Below are 21,250 nucleotides of genomic sequence, written 5' to 3' on the forward strand. Positions count from 1 at the left end.
ACCCCGCTGCCGATAAGGAATTTTTCGCGTCAGGTAACGCCCATCGTTTATCTCACCGCTCCCTTATACGTTGCGCTTTTGGTGCGGCTTAGCCGTGTGTTTTCGGAGTAATGTGCCGAACCTGTTTGTTGCGATTTAGCGCGCAAATCTTTACTTATTTACAGAACTTCGGCATTATCTTGCCGGTTCAAATTACGGTAGTGATACCCCAGAGGATTAGATGGCCAAAGAAGACAATATTGAAATGCAAGGTACCGTTCTTGAAACGTTGCCTAATACCATGTTCCGCGTAGAGTTAGAAAACGGTCACGTGGTTACTGCACACATCTCCGGTAAAATGCGCAAAAACTACATCCGCATCCTGACGGGCGACAAAGTGACTGTTGAACTGACCCCGTACGACCTGAGCAAAGGCCGCATTGTCTTCCGTAGTCGCTGATTGTTTTACCGCCTGATGGGCGAAGAGAAAGAACGAGTAAAAGGTCGGTTTAGCCGACCTTTTTTGCGTCTGTGAGTTATGGGGAATAAATATTAGAGGATGGAGTGTTGAGTTTGAAAACTGCCTGTACGGCAGTGCACGCTGGAAGCCCGAAGGGGCGAGACAGCTTGCTTCTCTAAGCTGCCTGTACGGCAGTGAACGCCGGGCGTATTTGAAATAACCTGATCAATGTTTTCTAAGCTGCCTGTACGGCAGTGAACCGCATTAACGCGGCGAACGGAGTAAACGATGTTTTCTAAGCTGCCTGTACGGCAGTGAACTAACACGGCGTCATTAATCAGGGAATAAACATTTTCTAAGCTGCCTGTACGGCAGTGAACGTGTTTTGGGTAGGGTAGCGTAATAGCGTACTTTTCTAAGCTGCCTGTACGGCAGTGAACGCATTCTGGATGCCAGTGCTTCAGCACAAGTATTTCTAAGCTGCCTGTACGGCAGTGAACTACTGGTAATCACAGACTTGAATTATCAGGATTTTCTAAGCTGCCTGTACGGCAGTGAACATTACGTGCCCACCGGCGCAGCTCGTCGCTGATTTCTAAGCTGCCTGTACGGCAGTGAACGTCACCGTTGCGGATTGTGTCCTGTTGTTCCCTTTCTAAGCTGCCTGTACGGCAGTGAACGGTTCCGGTTAATCAATGAAATCGCGCGGACTTTTCTAAGCTGCCTGTACGGCAGTGAACAAAATTCTGGATTGAGAGCGAGGGGCGATTCCTTTCTAAGCTGCCTGTACGGCAGTGAACCCCCACAACGCCGCGCTGGCGCTTAACTTTCCTTTCTAAGCTGCCTGTACGGCAGTGAACCATCATTACGTACCGCCCACGAAAGGGAGTTCTTTCTAAGCTGCCTGTACGGCAGTGAACTGTTCAAAACGAAACACGGAATTAAATGTGATTTTCTAAGCTGCCTGTACGGCAGTGAACTCACGCATCGCCATCGTGTGATTCATAATGTGTTTCTAAGCTGCCTGTACGGCAGTGAACAACATGATGTGATCAGCTTCTTCCGGCCACCATTTCTAAGCTGCCTGTACGGCAGTGAACATGTCGCCTACGAACATCAGCCGGGTGCCTGTTTTCTAAGCTGCCTGTACGGCAGTGAACATTGGCAGTCGTTGGGGTTTTGAAATATTAGATTTCTAAGCTGCCTGTACGGCAGTGAACGCGATCTGTTGCGTGAAATAGTCAGGCAATACTTTCTAAGCTGCCTGTACGGCAGTGAACTTTTTTGCGCGGGGAATTATTGGGGAATTACTTTTCTAAGCTGCCTGTACGGCAGTGAACTGGAATAATAGCAGACTATCCGATTGATTTATTGTTAAAAGTTACAAAATCGCAGATTCAAACCCTTTTTCCAGACTTCAAAATAGAAATAAATAAAATCAATGAGTTACATTTCGCCCTAAAAAAAGGGTCGATTTGGTATTTCTTCATCTCATATTTTCTGCATAGCTTTTGATAAACAATTGACCAGAACACATACGGTCATAATCTCCGTCCCGCGAACAGCGTGTTCATTGCGTAACCAAACAAATCAATCTATATAAATTCTTCTTGACCGTTTCACTCCAACTCCCTATAGTAGCGCCCCGTTGCCACCTATGAGGTCTGGCAGCAAAACAATTTGGTGAGGTGTCCGAGTGGCTGAAGGAGCACGCCTGGAAAGTGTGTATACGGCAACGTATCCGGGGTTCGAATCCCCGCCTCACCGCCATCTTTAAAGAAGAGCTCGTACGAAAGTACGGGCTTTTTTTTGTGTGTGTCAGTCACGGAGCACATAAAAAAGGCCCAACCACATGGCTAGGCCTGTTAAAAATTACAAAGCATCAAAACCAGGGAATAGTGGCTGTTGCGCTTAATCCGTAACTACTAAATTCCCCTTTAACCGGTTCAGTAAGCAAATCACCATGACGGATAAAAAGCTTGAACTGCTGCTGACTCGACAAACTCTTCATATTAAGAAAGGGTAAATCGGTCCGCAGTTCAGCCTGCGTCGCCAGTCGTTCAATCGCCTGTTCTTCAGTTAGCCAGCCTTTTTTCACTGAACGCCTTAACAGACGCTGAGGGTTACTTTTTACCTGTACACGACTTACGACTCGCCAGCCTTTAATTTCAGGAACTGGCGTGACAGGCGAACATTGGCAGTAATCCGTCAGCCCTTTACGCCACGTCGAGGCTTCAAGTTCTTGCAATGCGGGGGCACTGCCGTGCAAGCGTAAACGCGCTCCCGGCGTAACATTCACGTCCGGGAAACTCACGCCGATATCACCTTGCCCTCTTGCACCTAATGCCCGATGCAATTTGGCAAATAATGCCGCCATCAACATTTCGCTCGAAAATTCAGGATCTGGCAGAACGCGGATCTCAAGGTAGTGATCCATTGGCAGCTCCTTATTCCGATTTCTCACCAAAGACACCGCCACGGATCAGCACAGCCATCACGTAGTGCTGCTGATCAACGTCTGGTTTCACTCCTTTCGTCACCCAGTTGTCCAGTAAGGTGTAGAAATCGAGTTTTTCTTTCGGTTGGCGGCAAGCAACACCGCGGCTGGTTACTGAACCATAAGGCTCCACGGCGATAGCCCCCAACTCATCAACCTTCGGATGCCAGGTATCAATGGTGCGTAAAGCATTGCCAATCTTCTGGGAGTGAATACCAGCAATGCCAGCCACCTGATATAACACGCGACTTTTGCTACTGTTGCTGTCGAGCACCAGCTCCTGCGACGGGAAAACTTCTTGCCCGCCCCCAAGGCGAACCTGCGCTTCAACGGTGAGCATTACCCACTCTTTTGCGCTTAATCCTTGTTCTATGATGGCCGCCAGCTGCGTGACCGCTGCCTGTCCCTGGTCAAATTGACGTAAAGAGAAGTCATGGCTGTTAAAAGTCCAGAAAGTGTCGTTAGCAGTAACTTTCACCTGGATCTGCTCAGCACCAATGCGGTTGCGCCACAGAAAACGACCATTTGCCAGATTCAGCGCATAGCGAAGCGCCAGCTCTTTAAAGCCATGTTCGCTGATGTAACCTTCAATGACCCCGGAAAGCGCCTCCTGATAAGCCATATCATTACATACTGACGGTGTGGATAAATTACCCAGCACACGCAGCGTAAACACCACCTTTAACGTATCCGCATCTACCGGAAGCGAAGCCACATCCACCCGTTGCAGGTTGGCTTTTTGGATTTCAGCATCCAGTTTTGTGGAGTCACTGGTAATCGTATTTTTCAAGCGATTAGAGATAGTTCCGCGAACCGCTTTCTCCTGAATCTCAATGGGTTGCCATACATTTCCTTGCCAGTTACCTGCGTACATTACCGCGTCAGATGTTGCCAGTTTGCGCTCAAATGCCAGTACCGATGCCGTTTTGATTGCTACAGGAGCCTTTGCCATAATTATGTCCTTATTCTAAATCGTCATATTCATTAAAAGTAAAATCATCAACAACTGGCGTTGCCGAACAATAGTAGCCAGTGTCCGTTGTGCGGTAATGCCACATCAGCGGTTGCAAGTCAGTTATGCGATGTAATCCGCGCCATTCGCCGATGCCATATACCGCTTCGGCAAAAGCAAATGGCGTCACGGTGTCGCGCGCATTTTCAACTTCACCGGGTGCGTAAACAGGCGAAATGCGTTGGTAGCCACACATTAACGGTACCAGGAAACCAGGCATTGGCTTCGGCTGATAGGTCCATTTTGCGCTGTTGTCTTCTGCCGGAGATTCGGCCTGATATTTAACGGCAGCAAAATCAAGCCAGGCATCCAGCAACGAGATGTCGGGATGTTGTTGGTGACGTTCAGCCAGCCATTCACTGCGATCGTAAAGCGCATAGCCAGGCATTAAACGCCAGATGATTTTACGCAGTTGCTTTTCATCTTCAGGCGCATGAAAAAGCTGTGGTTCGCGCATGTCAACAATACTGCCGCCCGCCAGTTTATGGCTCTGGCAGAGCATTTTCAGATGGTCGCAAAGGGCTTTTCTGCCATATTCACCATTGGTAATTTCGCCATTACATTCAATCAGCAGAGAAACCGTCAGGTGCATACGGCCCTCTTCATTGAACGAGGCGGTTTTACCTTCTCTGGTTAATGGGTTACGGGTGAGAGCGAATTGAAAATCGCGCCCGGAGCTGTACGCCTGAATATGCTGTTCATGGCTTACTACCGCACAACCGTCAAAACTTACGCCAAATTCATCCACGACTTTTCGAGAAAGCGCATGAACATAACCGAGAAAATGGGTCATTGACGGGAATCCCCAGGTCAACCCGGAGACGGCGTTAGCGTTTTCGATGCGTATATGGGGTAACAAGAGCAGATAACTCATTTCAGCGCCTCCTGCAAAACAGCTTCCATTTCACGCATCCGTTGAGCAAACAGAGACTGGCTGCGCCACTCTTTTTGTTCGACAGCGCCTACGTCAAAACTGGATTTTTTCAGGCGATAGTTCAGCCAGCGCGCGAAATCATCGGCTACCGTCTCTTGCCAGTCGTTTTTCTCACGCTCCTGTTTAAAAGTCTCATCTGAGAGGCTTCGCCACGGATCCAGCCAAAGTTGTTGGTGGCGCGGTAAATCTTGCGATTGCGCTGACCATCCCTGCCATTTTTCTTGCTGAAAAGCGGATGCCTGCATGAACAGCAGATCGATCAACTCATCAATATATTTCGCCCGCGCAGTACGGATATGAACATTGTTTATGTCAACCTTCAGTAAGTAGGTCATTCGGGCGATAATGCCCGAAGCCGCCCTATTGAAATCGCCGCGTAAGGCAAAAATACTGCGCATGTTTTGTGGTGCACGATCCAGCGTCGCCCAGGTAGGCGGCATTGACGGCAACAGCCAGACGCGTCCAATTCTGGCACTGTTTAGCAGGGAGATATTCTGTTGATTTCCACCTCCATAATGCATCTCTGCAAGATTAGGGAAACGAATATCTGGCTGTGAGTGCCATTTACCTGCTTTGTGCGCATCGCGAATGACTTTTGATTCTTCGCTAAAGCGCACAGCGGTTAGCTTTTCATACATCGCCTGCGCCAGCGAACTGGAAAATAGCGGGCAGAGCAGATGATAGCCATCATCGACAGGAAAATAGATTTGCTTCGATAGTTTATGCGCTTTTATCCACTCCGAAGCATATGCTTTGCTAAAGCATTCAACCCATTGTTTTAATTGTTCATCATTCAAGGCAAAAACGTTTAATGAATGATAATCGCCACGTTTTAAGCTGGCGAGTAATGAATCACCGTTGATTTCAGTTAGTAGTAGTTTTGCAACATCAAAAACGGCTGCGTTGCCTTCAGCATCCTCTTTAATAATTGCCAGTGATGCTGTATTTAAATATCCCTCACTGACGAATTTCTCCAAATAACGCCCATATGCTTTGGAGTCACCATTACTATATTTTGCCCCGTGGGAAATTATCCTTATAGAACGAATACGATTTGCCGCATCCGTTAACCAGTTACGTGGCAAGTAGCGTGCTTCGAGCTCCTGTCGCTCCAGAGCGATAACGCTGGCGTCCTCGCCCTGTTCCAACCGCTTTGCTGCTTCTTTTTCAAAGGCATCTATTTTGGGTTGCCTTCGCGAAGCGATGTAGTCAGTGATAAATTGTATTAGCGCCGTTTTTTCCATTTCGGCTCCTTTCGTTAGTCCATCAAATTGAAGTTGCTCCCTGACTTCACTGAAAAATCTCCGTAGCCCAACCAGGCTTCAGTACAACGACGCATACAGCAAAAGGGACAACACCCGTGGTTATAATCATGGATAGTTCACCTAGATATATCTACGTTTTAATCTAGCCAAACCCAATGCTATAAACCAAAGTGATATTACCATATATAAATTATTTGCAGTGCAATAGTTATGCGATTAACATTCACGCACTGCCGTTGGCAGCTTAGAAATAGATGTATCTCCGGATACGGACTTGTAAACTGCCGTACAGGCAGCTAGTGCTCCCCATCACTGATTGCGAAACACCCCAAGCCAAGGGTGATAACGCCAGTCATCGACCGCATCTTCTTCACTGGCCGGTACTCTCACTTCAGCAAACATTTCTCCAACACGCTGTATTTCACAACCTTGCTTATCAGCTAAATTCAACAAAACGTGTTGGTAATCCATCACGCCCCAGCAAGCAACACCGCTGGCGCATCTCACCTCTTCTCGCCTGAAATTCCCCTGCGCTTTACGCTCGTTGTCGCCCGTGCGGGAATAGAAACGCACTTCGCTTTCTTCATCATCCATATGCAGAAAAAATACCGCCTCCGGCAAAGGGGAATAACGAAATGGCGTCTGGCGCTGTATCCAGCCGTTCCAGCTTAGCGGTGCACGCCACCATTGCGCCGCCACCACATGTTTGCTTTTACTGCTCATCAATTCGGCGGATAAACGACTATGTTCAAGCTCCGCCAGTTTGTTGTCATTATTGGCAGACAGGATCCGCGGCAAGGCGTTAATCGTCCGGTAGTCTGCGATCGGAATCAGTTCGCAAATATCGTGGCTATTCAGCAAGTGTTCTTTTGTTTCGAAACCTGGCTTACAAAATGCGGGGGCTTTTTTCTGCAATGATTTGATATTACTACGCAAAATAACCAGATTCTCACTGGTCGGCACATTTCTACGGTGGCGCTGAATACGTCCGGCAAATTGAATAATCGAACGCATGGAACTCGGTTCAATTATTCCCCAGTCCGCATCCCAGTCACGCCCCACTTCTATAACCGATGTCCCCAACACCACAAACAGATGGTGCGATTCCGGACGGTTATGTAAGGCATCTGCGATGTCTTCGTTGTTCCAGAAATCGAGTTCGTTATGACGGGTAAAAGCGCGATCCAGGCGCTTCTCAATATCTGAACGCACCGCCAGCGGGTGTCGGGAGTGGTAAACACAATAATGAATACAAACATTTTCTGGTGAAGGAATGGCAATCAGGGCTTTGGTCACTGCAACCAGTGGATTGATATTCGAGAAGCGCACCAGGCCCAGCGAAACGGTTTTACCGCTTTCGTGTAGCTGGCGATGCGCCTGATGCAACTTCAGCATTTGCGTATGCACCGTCTGGGCCACACTTTCGGTAACATCCTGGATTGCAACTGATGCAGATGAAATCGAAGCAACACGCCCGAAATGCAGCCGCTCTTTTTCAGCCAGCATTACCGCCCGCCTGGCAACAAATTTTGTATGCGCATCGCGAAAGGCCGCTCCATCGCTAATTTGCGTGGCATCAGCATCGTTTTCATCAAACCAGGCACAGCAAATATTGACGGGCCTGCCGTTGGTACCACAAGACGCCTGCCACATTTTACGCCCGGCAAGATAAGCCGCGAACAGCGCCTGAATCAGGCCTGGCGGCAGCGTCGCCGAAGAGAGTAACACCCGCGTTCCCAGCATCCCGGCCCAGTTCATCAAACGACATACCGCATGAAGATCAGCAATATCAAAGTCGTCGGGTTCGTCGAGCACTAAATCGCAGGTTAACAGACGCAACATCGCCGGAAGCTGTTTCCCGCCACGCACACCCTCGGTCGCGGAAATAAGATGATCAATCGTCGCTACCAGAATCGGTGCGCTTACTAACGCCTTAAGTTTGCTGTCATCCTTCAACCATTTTTCCAGCGCCCCGTTATGCAGGCTGCCTTCGTACTTAACGAACTGTTGCTCCTCTGCTGGCGACTCTTGTGAAGCACTTCCGCAATCATTGTCTATTTTTTCCTGCTGCCAGAGCTGTTTAACTGCCGCAGAACCAATCAATACCGCCAGCTCATCCTCACCGAGTCCAAGTCGACTACGCAGAGCATCGCCGGTTTGCAAAGTCAGCGTGCGCAATCCCAGCGCGACGGTAAAACGGCACCCTTCCCGCTCATCGGCAAGCGCATACATAATGCGGGCGTTCGCAAAGGTTTTACCGCACCCCGTCGAGGCAATATTAACGCCGAAAAATCCCTCCTCCCGGCTTCGTTCACGTAGCGCTCGTGCCACATCCCAGGCTTTATTCTGCCAGCGATATTTCACATCTGTAGCTCGCTGGCTAAAACCTTTATGTCGGGCAATTGCCGGAAGAGAAGCCCGTGTGTGCATCAGTTGCCGCCCAAGCAGATACGCATGATGCGCGACGCCAACAAGATGTTCGTCTACCCGTTGTTTGAGCGTGCCGCTTTGGCGATCGCTATTTGCCCAGACGATATATTCCGGGTCCTGCCATTTTTGCTGCGCATCGCGTGAGGAATAGTAATGATCGGCAAGCATCAGGCAAAAACGCGCCATATGTAAGGGGAACAACTGTTCCATCTGCCCGTATGTCTTTAAACCGAGCGCGTTACTTGCCCGGCGGGCTATCTGACGCGCTTTTTCTCGCCAGCTCGCGCTTTGAAGCGGCGTTCCTGATGGAAACTGCCAGACGTGCGCAAAATCCTGTTGTGACCAGTCATCTCTGCGGTGGTTGACGGCATTCCAGTCAGCATTAAGTTGCCTTTCCAGCCAACTTTCACACCCTTTGCAAGATTGTTCCGGTTGTGGCGAAAGATTCTCCGGAATTCGATGATGGGAAAGGATCAGCCAACCTACCGTTTTGGCTAGCGGTTGCAGCGAAGTAAATGGGCTATCTGAAAATTGAGGCGTGTCTTTTAGCAGGCGTTCCAGAATCGCAGATTCATCATCTGCCGTAAGTTCGCCAAGCTTCGCCAGCCACACATCGTCGGGCCGATCACCGACAAACGCCTGAAAGAGCCGCAGTGAGATCCATTCATGTCGGTATGGTTGATAACTGCGGGCATTCTTTTGGGTCAGGCTTTGCTGAAAGCTGCGTCCGGATTTTCCAAAATCATGAAATAACCCGGCGATGGCTGCCAGCAGCGCAATGCTTTCCGCACATTGCCAGCGGTTTTCTTCCTTGTTCACCAGGCTGGTTTGCGTTGTGCGATTTGTGGGAACGCGCCCCTGAGCATTAAAATGACGAATATTACCCACAATCCACATCAACTCCATTTGTCCATTCTTCTTTAGCCAGTGACATGCCACTGCGGTATTTCGCCTGGCAGTTTTGCGCAGTAAACGGCGGAGTGTATTAACTCCTTCCAGAGTAATCACCGTTTGCCATGCGGCATCACCTGTACGTTCAGCAAACTGTTCAATAATACGGCAGCTTTCCACGCGAGCATTTTTTGTACAGCGCGAGATAATTAGGACATTCATTGGTCAGCCTTAGCCAGTGCCTGGGCCGTTTCCTGCAGAGAAGTGATCATGACATCCAGCGCATCCGCTTGTTGAAAGATATTGATACAGCGTTGACGAAACTCCTGAGCATCTTCTCCCGCCATTGCGGCAATAAATGCTTGTGGCATAACCAGGGCATCTTTAATCAGATCGGCAAGGTCAAAAACAAGCCCGCCGCGACGTGTTTTACCGTGCATTACTGCTAAACCGTGCGGGATACCTGTTACCCACGCCGCCACTGCTGCCAGTCCATAAGCCAGATAATTCCCTTGATCGAGGAAGCGGTTGGCCATATCAATACCACCGCCCCGTTTTGCGCGAGTGAAATCGCCATACCCCACTGTTTGACTGACCATTTTGTATAACGCTTTAGTCAATTTGGCCTCTACGAGCATAAGCTGCGTATGGTTTTCTGCCGCGTCTATTTCTTCACGAGTACGATTCAGGAGGGTATGCAGCGCATTAACATCAGGTTGAAATGCGTGTTCACGCTGCATTTTCGCGCTGGTCCAGTGCTTCTCAATATGAGCCAGGCGGATTAACTGAAAACGTTTCGCGGCGGCAAGTCGTTTAACTTCAACAAACCAGAAAGAAACCCATTGCTGGAGATATTCTGTAGGGCGATATTCACTTTGTGGGCTGAGCCAGGAGACATCGACATCCACTTCATTCGCTGAATACAGCGGCGTACCATCCGTACCACAAAAGCCCACCATCACCCCGGCATGGGCAAATTCACGCATCGCCGCCTGGGTAACGGATGTTCCCATCCCCAACATCAATGCCGTGGTATTCGCAATGGGGATATTCCAGTAGTACGACTCCTTACCTTCGCTGGTGACATACTCCACCCGCCCACCATTCACCTGAACCCGGCATTTTTCCAGATAATAAATATTGGCGCGTTTGGAGTGGAGAATGGTTTTGAGATCGGAAGGCGTAAGGTAATTCGAAGACATAAACACATCCTGTGATTATTTTATATTTGAAGGTATTGGGCTTAGTACAGCATTGATTTATGTGCTGAAAATTGATTTCTGTCGCAATTATTACGATTGTTATTGTGTGCTGAAGCTAATGGTTTGAAGTTGAGAGTGTCATGGCATGACCAAATGCCTAACACTATCGTAGTGTGAATACTGCCTGTACGGCAGTGAACTGCTACTGCAAAATGACGTTCGCGTATATGTGTTTCTAAACGGCCTGTACGGCAGTGAACGCGCAACCGTTCATGATCTGAAATATCTGGCATTTCTAAGCTGCCTGTACGGCAGTGAACTAATTTGTGATTCTGTTATTGTGAGTTGCGGCTTTCTAAGCTGCCTGTACGGCAGTGAACTTTCTCCATTAGCGCGACCGGTTTTTCTGCCGTTTCTAAGCTGCCTGTACGGCAGTGAACAATTGCGGCATATTGCTGCGCGTTCATGATGTTTTCTAAGCTGCCTGTACGGCAGTGAACTCAAATACTACACGTTTAGCCCGTTGTTAATAAAGCAAAACCATCCCATTCTCCTGCAGCACCCTTTTTTATCCTTACCTTCCCGCAGCACTAATTATCAACAACTTACCATCATCATTAAAAAAAGGGTCTGAACCTCCTCCACCCCATAAACAAAAAGTCCGTAACCTCTTTCGAGATTACGGACTTGACCAACCTACCTAACAATCAGATTAATGCGCTGCTTCCGCCTTGTGCTTTTGTGCACTCTGGAATCCGTAAGTCAGCTCATTTTTCTCTTTATCCAGCGCAACCGTCACCTGACCGCCGTCCACCAGCGAACCAAACAGCAGTTCGTTGGCGAGCGGTTTTTTCAGGTTGTCCTGGATGACACGCGCCATCGGACGAGCGCCCATTGCCCGGTCGTAACCTTTCTCGGCCAGCCAGTTACGCGCTTCCTGGCTCACTTCCAGAGAAACACCTTTCTGATCCAGCTGAACCTGCAACTCGACGATGAATTTATCCACCACCTGATGGATCACGTCGGTTGACAGATGATCGAACCAGATAATGTTGTCGAGACGGTTACGGAATTCCGGTGTAAAGATCTTCTTGATCTCTTCCATCGCATCGGTGCTGTTATCCTGGTGGATAAGACCAATGGATTTGCGCTCAGTTTCCCGTACCCCGGCATTGGTGGTCATCACCAGCACCACGTTACGGAAGTCTGCTTTGCGTCCGTTGTTATCGGTCAGCGTACCGTTGTCCATCACCTGCAACAGAATATTGAACACGTCTGGGTGCGCTTTCTCGATTTCGTCCAGCAGAAGCACCGCATGTGGATGCTTGATGACCGCATCAGTCAGCAAACCGCCCTGATCAAAACCAACGTATCCCGGAGGCGCACCAATCAGACGGCTGACGGTATGGCGTTCCATATACTCGGACATATCAAAGCGCAGAAGCTCAATGCCCAAAGCTTTCGAAAGCTGTACCGTCACCTCTGTTTTCCCGACCCCGGTAGGGCCGGCAAACAGGAACGAACCGACCGGTTTATGTTCGTGACCTAAACCTGCACGCGCCATCTTAATGGCTTCAGTCAGCGCCTCAATGGCTTTATCCTGACCGAAGACCAGCATTTTCAGGCGATCGCCGAGGTTTTTCAGGGTATCGCGGTCACTCTGAGAAACACTCTTCTCTGGAATGCGCGCAATACGGGCCACCACGGACTCAATATCCGCCACATTAACGGTTTTCTTGCGTTTGCTTACCGGCATCAGGCGTGCGCGAGCGCCCGCTTCGTCGATAACGTCAATGGCTTTATCCGGCAGATGACGATCGTTAATGTATTTCACCGCCAGCTCTACCGCTGCACGCACCGCTTTTGCGGTATAACGCACGTCGTGGTGCGCTTCATACTTCGGTTTCAGGCCATTGATGATTTGAACAGTTTCTTCGATCGACGGTTCAGTAATATCAATTTTCTGGAAGCGACGCGCCAGAGCACGGTCTTTCTCGAAAATGTTGCTGAACTCCTGATAGGTTGTCGAACCAATTACGCGAATTTTACCGCTGGAGAGCAACGGTTTGATCAGGTTAGCCGCATCAACCTGGCCACCAGACGCTGCACCCGCACCGATAATGGTGTGGATCTCATCAATAAACAGGATGCTGTTAGTGTCCTGCTCCAGCTGCTTGAGCAACGCTTTAAAACGTTTTTCAAAGTCGCCGCGATATTTAGTGCCCGCTAACAGAGAACCGATATCGAGAGAGTAAATCGTACAGTCAGCCATCACTTCCGGCACATCGCCCTGAACAATTCGCCAGGCAAGACCTTCCGCAATCGCGGTTTTACCGACACCAGATTCCCCCACCAGCAGCGGGTTGTTTTTACGGCGACGGCAGAGAACCTGAATAGCACGCTCCAGCTCCTTCTCACGACCAATCAGTGGGTCGATTCCGCCCACGCGCGCAAGCTGATTCAGGTTCGTCGTGAAATTCTCCATACGTTCCTCCCCACCAGCTTGTTCTTCGCTGTTTGGCTGGCTGCCAGGATCAGAAGACTGTGTCGGCTCGTCTTTACGCGTGCCATGAGAGATAAAATTCACCACATCGAGACGGCTGACTTCATGTTTACGCAACAGATATGCCGCCTGCGACTCCTGTTCGCTAAAGATAGCGACCAGAACGTTTGCACCGGTAACCTCATTGCGACCGGAGGACTGGACATGGAAGACCGCACGTTGCAGTACACGCTGAAAACTCAGCGTCGGCTGTGTGTCGCGCTCCTCTTCACTGGCAGGCAGAACGGGTGTGGTTTGTTCAATAAAGGCTTCCAGTTCCTGACGGAGCGCAACCAAATCCACAGAACACGCTTCCAGCGCCTCCCGGGCAGATGGGTTACTGAGCAGCGCCAGTAACAAGTGCTCGACGGTCATAAACTCATGACGGTGCTCGCGCGCTCTGGCGAAAGCCATATTTAAACTGAGTTCCAGTTCTTGATTGAGCATAGGCACCTCCCCCAATTTTTATGCCTGCATTCAGGCTTTTTCTAGCGTACACAGCAATGGATGCTCATTCTCCCTCGCGTACTTGTTCACCATCGCCACTTTGGTTTCTGCAACCTCGGCGGTAAAGACTCCGCAAATGGCCTTCCCCTGGTAGTGAACAGCGAGCATCAATTGCGTTGCACGTTCTACATCATAAGAAAAGAATTTTTGTAACACGTCAATAACAAACTCCATCGGAGTGTAATCATCATTGACTAATATCACTTTATACATAGATGGCGGTTTTAGCGCGTCGCGAACTTTTTCTTCCGCCAGTTGATCAAAGTCCAGCCAGTCGTTCGTTTTACCCATTGTCAGTTATCATCTTCGGTTACGGTTATCGGCAGAACGCCCTGCCGCTGACAAGAGCTTATTTGCCTGACCAATCTACTCCACATGATAGATAACTATCATCTATCGTTGGCATCAGCGACATCTGTCACATTCCTGTCAATAGCGTTAACTGCTTCAAATTTTTGATTCATACCTGCCCCCTGGCCCCTGTCAAACGCTTGACGGCTCGCCCTAATTCTCTAAATTGTATTTCTAGAGTTGGCGAGGTTTTGAACAGCCCCCTCTCTGACCCCGGTTTATTCCATCTTACTTGTATAAGATTTGCGAAGGATGTCGAAGCATGGAAAAGGGTACTGTTAAGTGGTTCAACAATGCCAAAGGGTTTGGTTTCATCTGCCCTGAAGGCGGCGGCGAAGATATTTTCGCTCATTATTCCACCATTCAGATGGATGGTTACAGAACGCTAAAAGCTGGACAATCCGTTCAGTTTGATGTCCACCAGGGGCCAAAAGGCAATCACGCCAGTGTTATTGTGCCCGTCGAAGTAGAAGCGGCAGTCGCATAGCTCTTCTGTCTCATTGTGTACATCCTAAAGGCAAAATGCCAGCCCGATCGGCTGGCATTTTTATCTCAAAAATTACTCTCGTGCCAGAGCATCTACTGGATCCAGTCGTGCCGCATTTCGTGCGGGTAACCATCCAAATAAAATCCCGGTGACCGTCGAGCAGAGAAACGCCAGCAGCAGTGCCAACGGTGAAAAACCAATCTCCCAGCCGGGTAAGAAAAGCTGCAAGGTGAAAGCAATTAACAGTGACAGTGTTATTCCCAACGCGCCACCGACCAGGCAAACCAGTACGGCTTCGATCAGGAACTGTTGCAAAACATCGCTTGCTCGCGCACCTACAGCCATGCGAATGCCAATTTCCCGCGTCCGCTCGGTCACTGACACCAGCATAATATTCATTACACCAATACCGCCCACCACCAGCGAAATCACCGCCACCAGCGTCAGAAACAGTTGTAAAGTACGTGTGGTCTTTTCAACAGTTTTCAAGACGCCGTCCATGTTCCAGGTAAAGAAATCCTTCTTTCCGTGGCGCAGTGAAAGTAAACGCGTGAGTTGCTGTTCCGCCTCGGCGCTGTCAAATCCTTCTTTTACCCTGACAGTAATGGAGTTCAGCCACGACTGGCCCATAACTCGCCCGGACATCGTGCTGTAAGGTAGCCAGACACGCAGCACTTTACTGCTACCAAACATCGACTGTTTTTCTTCCGCCACACCAATGACTCTGGCGGGCATATTGCCGACCAGAATCACCTCGCCAACCACATCTGCTTTATGGGGGAAAAGCTGGCGGCGAGTATTACTGTCGAGAACCACGACCTGCGCACGACCGTTCAGCTGCTCCTGATTAAAGGTGTTTCCTTCACTGAAGGTCATGCCATAGACATTAAAATAATCGCCGCTCACGCCATTGGCACTGGCAGCAACATCAACATTGTTATAACGCAGGCGCAGGTTTTGCGAGACGGCAGGTGTGGCTGAGGCGACCCACGGTTGTTTTTGGATGGCGATTAAGTCGTCGTACTTCAGCGCCTGCTGATATTGCGGATCGTCATCGCCAAAATCTTTCCCGGGATAGACATCAATAGTATTCGTACCAATAGAACGAATATCCGCCAGCACCATTTGTTTGGCGGCGTCACCCACCACGACAATGGAAACCACCGACGCAATACCGATAATAATCCCCAGCATGGTCAGTAAAGTACGCATTTTATTCGCTGCCAGCGCCCGCCATGCCATCGTCAGCGCCTCGTTAAAACCGCTGACAAACTGCCGCCAGCCAGACACCGTGTTGACAACAGGCTCCGTCCCGCCAGCAACATTCACTTTTTCAATGGCGGGAGGATTGCGCACAATTTCGCCGTCGCGAATTTCGATCACCCGCTCGGCCTGAGCAGCGACCTGCGGATCGTGGGTGACGATAATCACCGTATGCCCACGATCGCGCAGCTGATGCAGGATCGCCATCACCTCTTCGCCAGAATGGCTGTCCAGTGCGCCGGTTGGTTCATCGGCAAGAATTACCTGACCACCGTTCATCAATGCCCGCGCGATGCTGACGCGCTGTTGCTGACCACCCGAAAGCTGTGCCGGATAATACTCTGTACGGTCTTCCAGCCCCAGCCGTTGCAGCAACTCCTGGGCACGAAGCAGTCGCTGTTTCCGCTCAAGACCAGCATAGACGGCGGGTACTTCAACGTTCTGCTCGGCGGTTAAATGCGAAAGCAAATGGTAACGCTGGAAAATAAAGCCGAAATGCTCGCGGCGCAGTTGCGCCAGCGCATCGGCGTCCAGCGTGGCAACATCCTGACCGGCGACGCGATAGGTGCCGCTGGTGGCCTTATCCAGACAGCCGAGAATATTCATCAGGGTCGATTTACCGGAACCCGAAGCGCCAACAATCGCGACCATCTCACCCGCATAAATATCGAGGCTGATGCCCTTCAGCACCTCAACCTGCTCATCACCGGCAGGATAGCTGCGACGAATATCCTTTAATTCGAGCAAAGGCGTCATTGTGCAGCTCCTGGTTTGGCCTCACCAATCACCACTTCATCGCCCGCTTCAAGCCCTTTGACAATCTCAACATCGGTATCGTTACGTGCGCCAATCGTCACTTCACGCTCGCGTGTTTCACCATTACGCAACAATTTGACTTTATAACGATTATCGCCAACTGGATCGCCTAACGCCGACAGAGGGATCGTCAGCACATTTTTCACATCGGTGAGCTGAATATGCACTTGCGCAGTCATATCCAGCCGCAGCAAACCATTGGGGTTGGGGACTTCAAAACGGGCGTAATAGAAAATAGCGTCGTTAACCTTTTCCGGCGTCGGTAGTACATCCTTGATTTGCCCCTCGTAGCGCGTCAGTGGATCGCCAAGCACCGTAAACCAGGCTTTTTGCCCCGGCTTCAGGTGGATTACATCCGCTTCAGAAACCTGCGCTTTTACCAGCATGGTGCTCATATCTGCCAGCGTCAGAATGTTCGGTGCTTGTTGTGCGGCAATCACCGTCTGGCCTTGCAGAGTGGTGATTTGCGTGACTTCCCCGGCCATCGGGGCAACGATGCGAGTGTAATCGAGATTGGTTTTAGCCGTATCGAGAGAAGCCTGATTGCGCTTGATTTGCGCGTCAATGGTGCCAATTTGCGCCTGTTTCACAGCCATCTCCGTCGCGGCGGTGTCGAGATCCTGCTGTGAAACAGCCTGCGTTTGTGCCAGACGTTGCTGACGGGAATACGTCACCCGCGCCAGTTTCAGCTCCGCTTCCGCCTGCTGCCGCTGCGCACGTAGCTCCATCAGCGTTGCTTCGACCTCCTTAATCTGGTTTTCAGCCTGTTCAGGATCAATAACCCCTAAAAGCTGGTCTTTTTTTACTTTATCGCCAATCGCCACCGACAGAGTTTTCAACTGACCGCTGACCTGCGCGCCCACGTCAACCTTACGCAGCGCGTCCAGCTTTCCGGTCGCCAGCACGCTTTGCTGTAAATCACCGGGGCGCACAATCAGCGTCTGATAAGTCGGCACGGGTGCGTTAAGAATTCTCCACAACGTAATCAGTCCGGCGATGACTATCACCAGCGCAATAACGTAACGCTTCTTCACGGTTTTCCGCTTTTTCATAAATATTCTGAATACTCCATATGCCAATCCGGGTCATTAACTTCAACGAAATATCAACAAAACCATAAAATTTACGTTAGTAATCACACTATTGATGTTTGGTTAAGATACGCAATGGTGAAATCGACGTCATGTATAACCATTGATTTCATGAATATGTCGCAGCTAACTGAACGGACCTTTACGCCATCTGAATCTCTCAGCAGCCTGTCACTTTTTCTTAGTCTGGCACGTGGACAGTGTCGGCCGGGTAAATTCTGGCATCGCCGTAGTTTTCGCCAGAAATTTTTGCTGCGCTCGTTGATTATGCCGCGTTTAAGCGTTGAGTGGATGAACGAACTTTCCCACTGGCCTAATCTCAATGTGTTGTTAACGCGCCAACCGCGACTGCCTGTGCGTCTGCATCGCCCTTACCTTGCGGCGAATCTTAGCCGTAAGCAATTGCTGGAGGCGTTACGTTACCATTATGCGTTACTCCGCGGATGTATGTCGGCGGAAGAATTCAGCTTATATTTGAATACCCCCGGGCTGCAACTGGCGAAGCTGGAAGGCAAAAACGGCGAGCAGTTCACGCTTGAGCTGACCATGATGATCTCAATGGATAAAGAAGGTGACAGCACAATCCTGTTTCGCAACAGCGAAGGTATTCCTCTGGCAGAGATCACGTTTACCCTGTGTGAATATCAGGGGAAAAGAACGATGTTTATTGGCGGACTGCAAGGCGCAAAATGGGAAATTCCACATCAGGAAATCCAGAATGCGACGAAAGCCTGCCACGGGCTATTTCCCAAACGCCTCGTGATGGAAGCGGCCTGTCTGTTTGCCCAACGTTTGCAGGTAGAGCAGATTATTGCCGTCAGCAATGAAACGCATATTTACCGCAGCCTGCGTTATCGTGATAAAGAAGGCAAGATCCATGCCGATTACAACGCTTTCTGGGAATCGGTTGGCGGCGTATGTGATGCTGAACGCCATTACCGCCTTCCAGCACAGATAGCACGAAAAGAGATTGCCGAAATCGCCAGTAAAAAACGGGCTGAATACCGTCGGCGCTATGAGATGCTCGACGCTATTCAGCCACAAATGGCCACGATGTTTCGCGGTTAATCCGCGCGACCGCGCGCCAGCCACAGCACGCGTGAGAACATTTTTTTCAGCAGCGTCGGTACGGAGTCCACACCACGACGTCCGGCCTCCATTGCCACTTCAATGGCAAGATCGGGTTTGGAAGAGCGATGGATCGCTTTCGAGATAATTTTGCGCAGATTCATCGGTACATTTTCCGGGATTTGCGCCACGCGGTGGAACACATCGGAAAATCCTTGGCGATACATAAAATGTTCCATATCCAGCGCCGGTAACGCCGTTAAATGTTCTCGTTCGGCTTCCCGATCGTTATTCAACAGGCTGCGTACCGTAGCGGCATATTTCTTCCCTGCTTCATCGCCATCGACCAGTACATGCCATTCAATCCCCATTCGGCGGGCAAATTTAACCAGTGGCTTTAGCCCGGACTGGGCAAACTCAATGACCTTGATCCCTTCGGCATCAAAATGATGTCCGCACTGACGCGCCAGTTCATTGATAACCCAGGTTTCCGTTTCCCCTTCCACCAGCAACCAGCAGCGAGCAAACAGCGATGACGGACGATTAAAACGAATGTGAAAAGAGATGCGGCGGCTGTCTTCGGTGCTCAAGCCACTTGGCCCCAGACGCCAGGCGGCAACACGAGAAGATTCACGCACCAGGCGGCAAACATGTTCCACTGGAGTTAACGAAAGCAACTCACCCGAGTTGGTGGTGGCAATGCGCTGCAATGGCAGAAGATTCAACAGATGCCAGGCAACTGAAAGCATAATGGGGTGTAAACGGGTTTCTGGATCTTCAATCAGCAACAATGGACGGGCGTCTTTATCCAGTCGCAATGTGCCTTTTGCCTGCAATAAAGTTGCAAACAGGCCGAGCAAAATAACCCGATACGAGCGCCCTCCAGGTCGGTCAATCATCCGGTTGATGATATCCAGATAGCGCCAGCTTCGTTGCTCATTGCTGGCCCGCCGCCGCATTAAACGATATCGCGCCTGTCCAGCCCCCTGCTCAGAGAAATAATGCTCAAGCAACTGCACCATTGCGGAAAGTCCCTGACGAATCTGTCCATCAGAGAGATTTTGCGGATGTGAGGACAACTCACGGGCGAGGAAATCGAGCTGGCGCGCGGTGACTTCCACATTGGGGACATTTGGCACCGTGCCGTTACGAATACGGCGCATAAAACGGGCATCACGCAAGCGCAGCACCGGCATTAAACGCACCAGATGGCGTGCCTGATCGTTAATATCCTCGACATCAATCGGATGTCCGTCTTTATCGAGAAAACTGCGCAGTGTCATCACGCTGCCGTCTTCCGCACTCTCCCCTTCCAGACGATAAAAAATACGGTGATAGCCATCGGTGCATGGCGTCCAGCACGCTTCCAGCGGCCGATAACGGCGAACCCGATGTCGGCCTGGCAGCGATTCGCGGAAGGTCAAAATAATATGCAGATGATGTTCTCGCCCGTTGATATCTCCCGGCGGGAACCAGAAATCGTCGCGCTCAAAATGGTAGAGATCTGATTCTGGCGATAGCAGCAGGGTTAAGGCGTCCAGCAAGCTGGATTTACCCCACGCGTTCTCCCCAATCAGGACGTTGTTTTGTTCCAGCATCAACGACAAACGGTTGATACCGCGAAAACCCACAATTTCAACGCGCTCAAGAATCATATCCCCTCCAGAAATATGTGACTTATCCTTTACGCTGGCAGTATAACGGGAAAGGCCTTGCTAATACGTGATGACATCACATTTAAGCATGGCAAATGTCTGAAAAATGAGCGAATAATCGCGTTATACTCCCTCTTGCTGATAAGTCTGCAAAAACAACAAAATCAAATAATTAGCATGATAAATTATTTTTTATTACGCCTAAAGGATTAAATCTTTTGCTTGCACTACACTGTCAATCAGACAAATGACTATATGGGGCAACCCGCTGTTGCCCTAAATCAAATTTACTGGATTTATTTATCTGGTGAATGACTCGCCTTCGTTTTTAAAATAGCCGCGCATTATTTCCGTCGTCACTTTTTTACGACGACCCTATAAAACGACCATATTTTTCACAGGGTCAATTTTTAATTGAGGTGGATATGTTCAGAAAATTAGCAGCTGAATGTTTTGGTACTTTCTGGCTTGTTTTTGGTGGCTGTGGTAGTGCTGTACTGGCCGCAGGCTTCCCGGAATTAGGCATTGGTTTTGCCGGCGTGGCGTTGGCGTTCGGTCTGACCGTTCTGACGATGGCCTTTGCTGTTGGTCATATTTCTGGTGGTCATTTTAACCCGGCGGTCACTATTGGTTTATGGGCTGGCGGACGTTTTCCGGCAAAAGAAGTCGTTGGCTACGTAATTGCCCAGGTTGTCGGCGGTATTGTTGCAGCGGCGCGGTAATGACTCCAACTTATTGATAGTGTTTTATGTTCAGATAATGCCCGATGACTTTGTCATGCAGCTCCACCGATTTTGAGA

The 21,250-nt window shown here is 49.9% G+C and carries 16 protein-coding genes, 1 tRNA gene, 1 pseudogene and 2 CRISPR repeat arrays; of the genes and pseudogenes, 5 read left to right on the top strand and 13 right to left on the bottom strand.

Features of this window, described 5'->3' with window-relative positions; genetic code table 11:
• Window positions 1-220 precede the first annotated feature (220 nt).
• Window positions 221-439, top strand: coding sequence for a translation initiation factor IF-1 (infA, locus tag FTE26_RS19905; protein WP_001040187.1), 219 nt, complete (start codon window positions 221-223; stop codon window positions 437-439).
• Window positions 440-551: 112 nt separating this feature from the next.
• Window positions 552-1,779: direct repeats of the CRISPR family, unit length 28 nt; unit sequence TTTCTAAGCTGCCTGTACGGCAGTGAAC.
• Window positions 1,780-2,121: 342 nt separating this feature from the next.
• Window positions 2,122-2,209, top strand: a tRNA-Ser gene (locus FTE26_RS19910).
• 112 nt (window positions 2,210-2,321) lie between these two features.
• On the opposite strand, the gene cas6f is transcribed toward FTE26_RS19910, so the two are convergent.
• From cas6f to yljB, 9 genes are all read right to left on the bottom strand, one after another.
• Window positions 2,322-2,876 carry a type I-F CRISPR-associated endoribonuclease Cas6/Csy4 gene (gene cas6f / locus FTE26_RS19915; protein WP_000350179.1) on the bottom strand — a complete coding sequence of 185 codons (555 nt, stop codon included), beginning with the start codon at window positions 2,874-2,876 and terminating at the stop codon, window positions 2,322-2,324.
• 10 nt (window positions 2,877-2,886) lie between these two features.
• Window positions 2,887-3,888, bottom strand: coding sequence for a type I-F CRISPR-associated protein Csy3 (gene csy3 / locus FTE26_RS19920; RefSeq protein WP_001029754.1), 1,002 nt, complete (start codon window positions 3,886-3,888; stop codon window positions 2,887-2,889).
• Between the two features lie 10 nt (window positions 3,889-3,898).
• Window positions 3,899-4,822, bottom strand: a complete 924-nt coding sequence (gene csy2 / locus FTE26_RS19925; RefSeq protein WP_000120900.1) for a type I-F CRISPR-associated protein Csy2 — start codon at window positions 4,820-4,822, stop codon at window positions 3,899-3,901.
• Complete coding sequence (csy1, locus tag FTE26_RS19930; RefSeq protein ID WP_000415804.1) at window positions 4,819-6,126, bottom strand: type I-F CRISPR-associated protein Csy1; 1,308 nt, start codon at window positions 6,124-6,126, stop codon at window positions 4,819-4,821. The genes csy2 and csy1 overlap by 4 nt, the downstream gene beginning before the upstream one ends.
• Window positions 6,127-6,456: 330 nt before the next feature.
• Window positions 6,457-9,690, bottom strand: a complete 3,234-nt coding sequence (gene cas3f, locus FTE26_RS19935) for a type I-F CRISPR-associated helicase Cas3f (protein ID WP_001101569.1) — start codon at window positions 9,688-9,690, stop codon at window positions 6,457-6,459.
• A complete protein-coding gene (gene cas1f, locus FTE26_RS19940; protein WP_000097888.1) occupies window positions 9,687-10,670 on the bottom strand; it encodes a type I-F CRISPR-associated endonuclease Cas1f in 984 nt (327 codons plus the stop codon). Before cas1f ends, cas3f begins: the two co-directional genes overlap by 4 nt.
• A gap of 172 nt (window positions 10,671-10,842) precedes the next feature.
• Window positions 10,843-11,170: a CRISPR direct-repeat array (repeat unit 28 nt; unit sequence TTTCTAAGCTGCCTGTACGGCAGTGAAC).
• Between the two features lie 212 nt (window positions 11,171-11,382).
• Entirely contained in the window at window positions 11,383-13,659 is a 2,277-nt protein-coding gene (clpA, locus tag FTE26_RS19945) for an ATP-dependent Clp protease ATP-binding subunit ClpA (protein WP_000934041.1), read from the bottom strand.
• A gap of 30 nt (window positions 13,660-13,689) precedes the next feature.
• Window positions 13,690-14,010, bottom strand: a complete 321-nt coding sequence (gene clpS / locus FTE26_RS19950; protein WP_000520781.1) for an ATP-dependent Clp protease adapter ClpS — start codon at window positions 14,008-14,010, stop codon at window positions 13,690-13,692.
• A 98-nt stretch (window positions 14,011-14,108) separates the two neighbouring features.
• Window positions 14,109-14,183, bottom strand: a complete 75-nt coding sequence (gene yljB / locus FTE26_RS19955; RefSeq protein ID WP_001406719.1) for a protein YljB — start codon at window positions 14,181-14,183, stop codon at window positions 14,109-14,111.
• 149 nt (window positions 14,184-14,332) lie between these two features.
• On the opposite strand from yljB, the gene cspD reads away from it, so the two are divergent.
• Complete coding sequence (gene cspD / locus FTE26_RS19960) at window positions 14,333-14,557, top strand: cold shock-like protein CspD (RefSeq protein ID WP_000410785.1); 225 nt, start codon at window positions 14,333-14,335, stop codon at window positions 14,555-14,557.
• A gap of 72 nt (window positions 14,558-14,629) precedes the next feature.
• On the opposite strand, the gene macB is transcribed toward cspD, so the two are convergent.
• Window positions 14,630-16,576, bottom strand: coding sequence for a macrolide ABC transporter ATP-binding protein/permease MacB (gene macB, locus FTE26_RS19965; protein ID WP_000188140.1), 1,947 nt, complete (start codon window positions 16,574-16,576; stop codon window positions 14,630-14,632).
• Entirely contained in the window at window positions 16,573-17,688 is a 1,116-nt protein-coding gene (gene macA / locus FTE26_RS19970; RefSeq protein WP_000746460.1) for a macrolide transporter subunit MacA, read from the bottom strand. The genes macB and macA overlap by 4 nt, the downstream gene beginning before the upstream one ends.
• A gap of 150 nt (window positions 17,689-17,838) precedes the next feature.
• On the opposite strand from macA, the gene FTE26_RS19975 reads away from it, so the two are divergent.
• Window positions 17,839-18,795: a VirK/YbjX family protein gene (locus FTE26_RS19975; protein ID WP_001355621.1), complete on the top strand. Its 957-nt coding sequence runs from the start codon at window positions 17,839-17,841 to the stop codon at window positions 18,793-18,795.
• Here FTE26_RS19975 and FTE26_RS19980 read toward each other — a convergent pair.
• Window positions 18,792-20,450, bottom strand: coding sequence for an ATP-dependent endonuclease (locus tag FTE26_RS19980; protein ID WP_000599806.1), 1,659 nt, complete (start codon window positions 20,448-20,450; stop codon window positions 18,792-18,794). The genes FTE26_RS19975 and FTE26_RS19980 overlap by 4 nt on opposite strands.
• A gap of 425 nt (window positions 20,451-20,875) precedes the next feature.
• On the opposite strand from FTE26_RS19980, the pseudogene FTE26_RS19985 reads away from it, so the two are divergent.
• Window positions 20,876-21,166: pseudogene (locus FTE26_RS19985) on the top strand (aquaporin); the annotation flags it as partial.
• A gap of 16 nt (window positions 21,167-21,182) precedes the next feature.
• On the opposite strand, the gene FTE26_RS19990 reads toward FTE26_RS19985, so the two are convergent.
• Window positions 21,183-21,250: IS1 family transposase (locus FTE26_RS19990; protein ID WP_004209611.1), on the bottom strand; the 68-nt coding region annotated here is incomplete at its 5' end.

This window comes from Escherichia sp. S10b (genome assembly GCF_028421345.1).
Classification (GTDB): domain Bacteria; phylum Pseudomonadota; class Gammaproteobacteria; order Enterobacterales; family Enterobacteriaceae; genus ECMA0423.

Excerpts from the sequence above, each read along its gene's own strand:
- infA (WP_001040187.1), top strand. The coding sequence starts at position 221 with ATGGCCAAAGAAGACAATATTGAAATGCAAGGTACCGTTCTTGAAACG.
- cas6f (WP_000350179.1), bottom strand. The coding sequence starts at position 2,876 with ATGGATCACTACCTTGAGATCCGCGTTCTGCCAGATCCTGAATTTTCG.
- csy3 (WP_001029754.1), bottom strand. The coding sequence starts at position 3,888 with ATGGCAAAGGCTCCTGTAGCAATCAAAACGGCATCGGTACTGGCATTT.
- csy2 (WP_000120900.1), bottom strand. The coding sequence starts at position 4,822 with ATGAGTTATCTGCTCTTGTTACCCCATATACGCATCGAAAACGCTAAC.
- csy1 (WP_000415804.1), bottom strand. The coding sequence starts at position 6,126 with ATGGAAAAAACGGCGCTAATACAATTTATCACTGACTACATCGCTTCG.
- cas3f (WP_001101569.1), bottom strand. The coding sequence starts at position 9,690 with ATGAATGTCCTAATTATCTCGCGCTGTACAAAAAATGCTCGCGTGGAA.
- cas1f (WP_000097888.1), bottom strand. The coding sequence starts at position 10,670 with ATGTCTTCGAATTACCTTACGCCTTCCGATCTCAAAACCATTCTCCAC.
- clpA (WP_000934041.1), bottom strand. The coding sequence starts at position 13,659 with ATGCTCAATCAAGAACTGGAACTCAGTTTAAATATGGCTTTCGCCAGA.
- clpS (WP_000520781.1), bottom strand. The coding sequence starts at position 14,010 with ATGGGTAAAACGAACGACTGGCTGGACTTTGATCAACTGGCGGAAGAA.
- cspD (WP_000410785.1), top strand. The coding sequence starts at position 14,333 with ATGGAAAAGGGTACTGTTAAGTGGTTCAACAATGCCAAAGGGTTTGGT.
- macB (WP_000188140.1), bottom strand. The coding sequence starts at position 16,576 with ATGACGCCTTTGCTCGAATTAAAGGATATTCGTCGCAGCTATCCTGCC.
- macA (WP_000746460.1), bottom strand. The coding sequence starts at position 17,688 with ATGAAAAAGCGGAAAACCGTGAAGAAGCGTTACGTTATTGCGCTGGTG.
- FTE26_RS19975 (WP_001355621.1), top strand. The coding sequence starts at position 17,839 with ATGAATATGTCGCAGCTAACTGAACGGACCTTTACGCCATCTGAATCT.
- FTE26_RS19980 (WP_000599806.1), bottom strand. The coding sequence starts at position 20,450 with ATGATTCTTGAGCGCGTTGAAATTGTGGGTTTTCGCGGTATCAACCGT.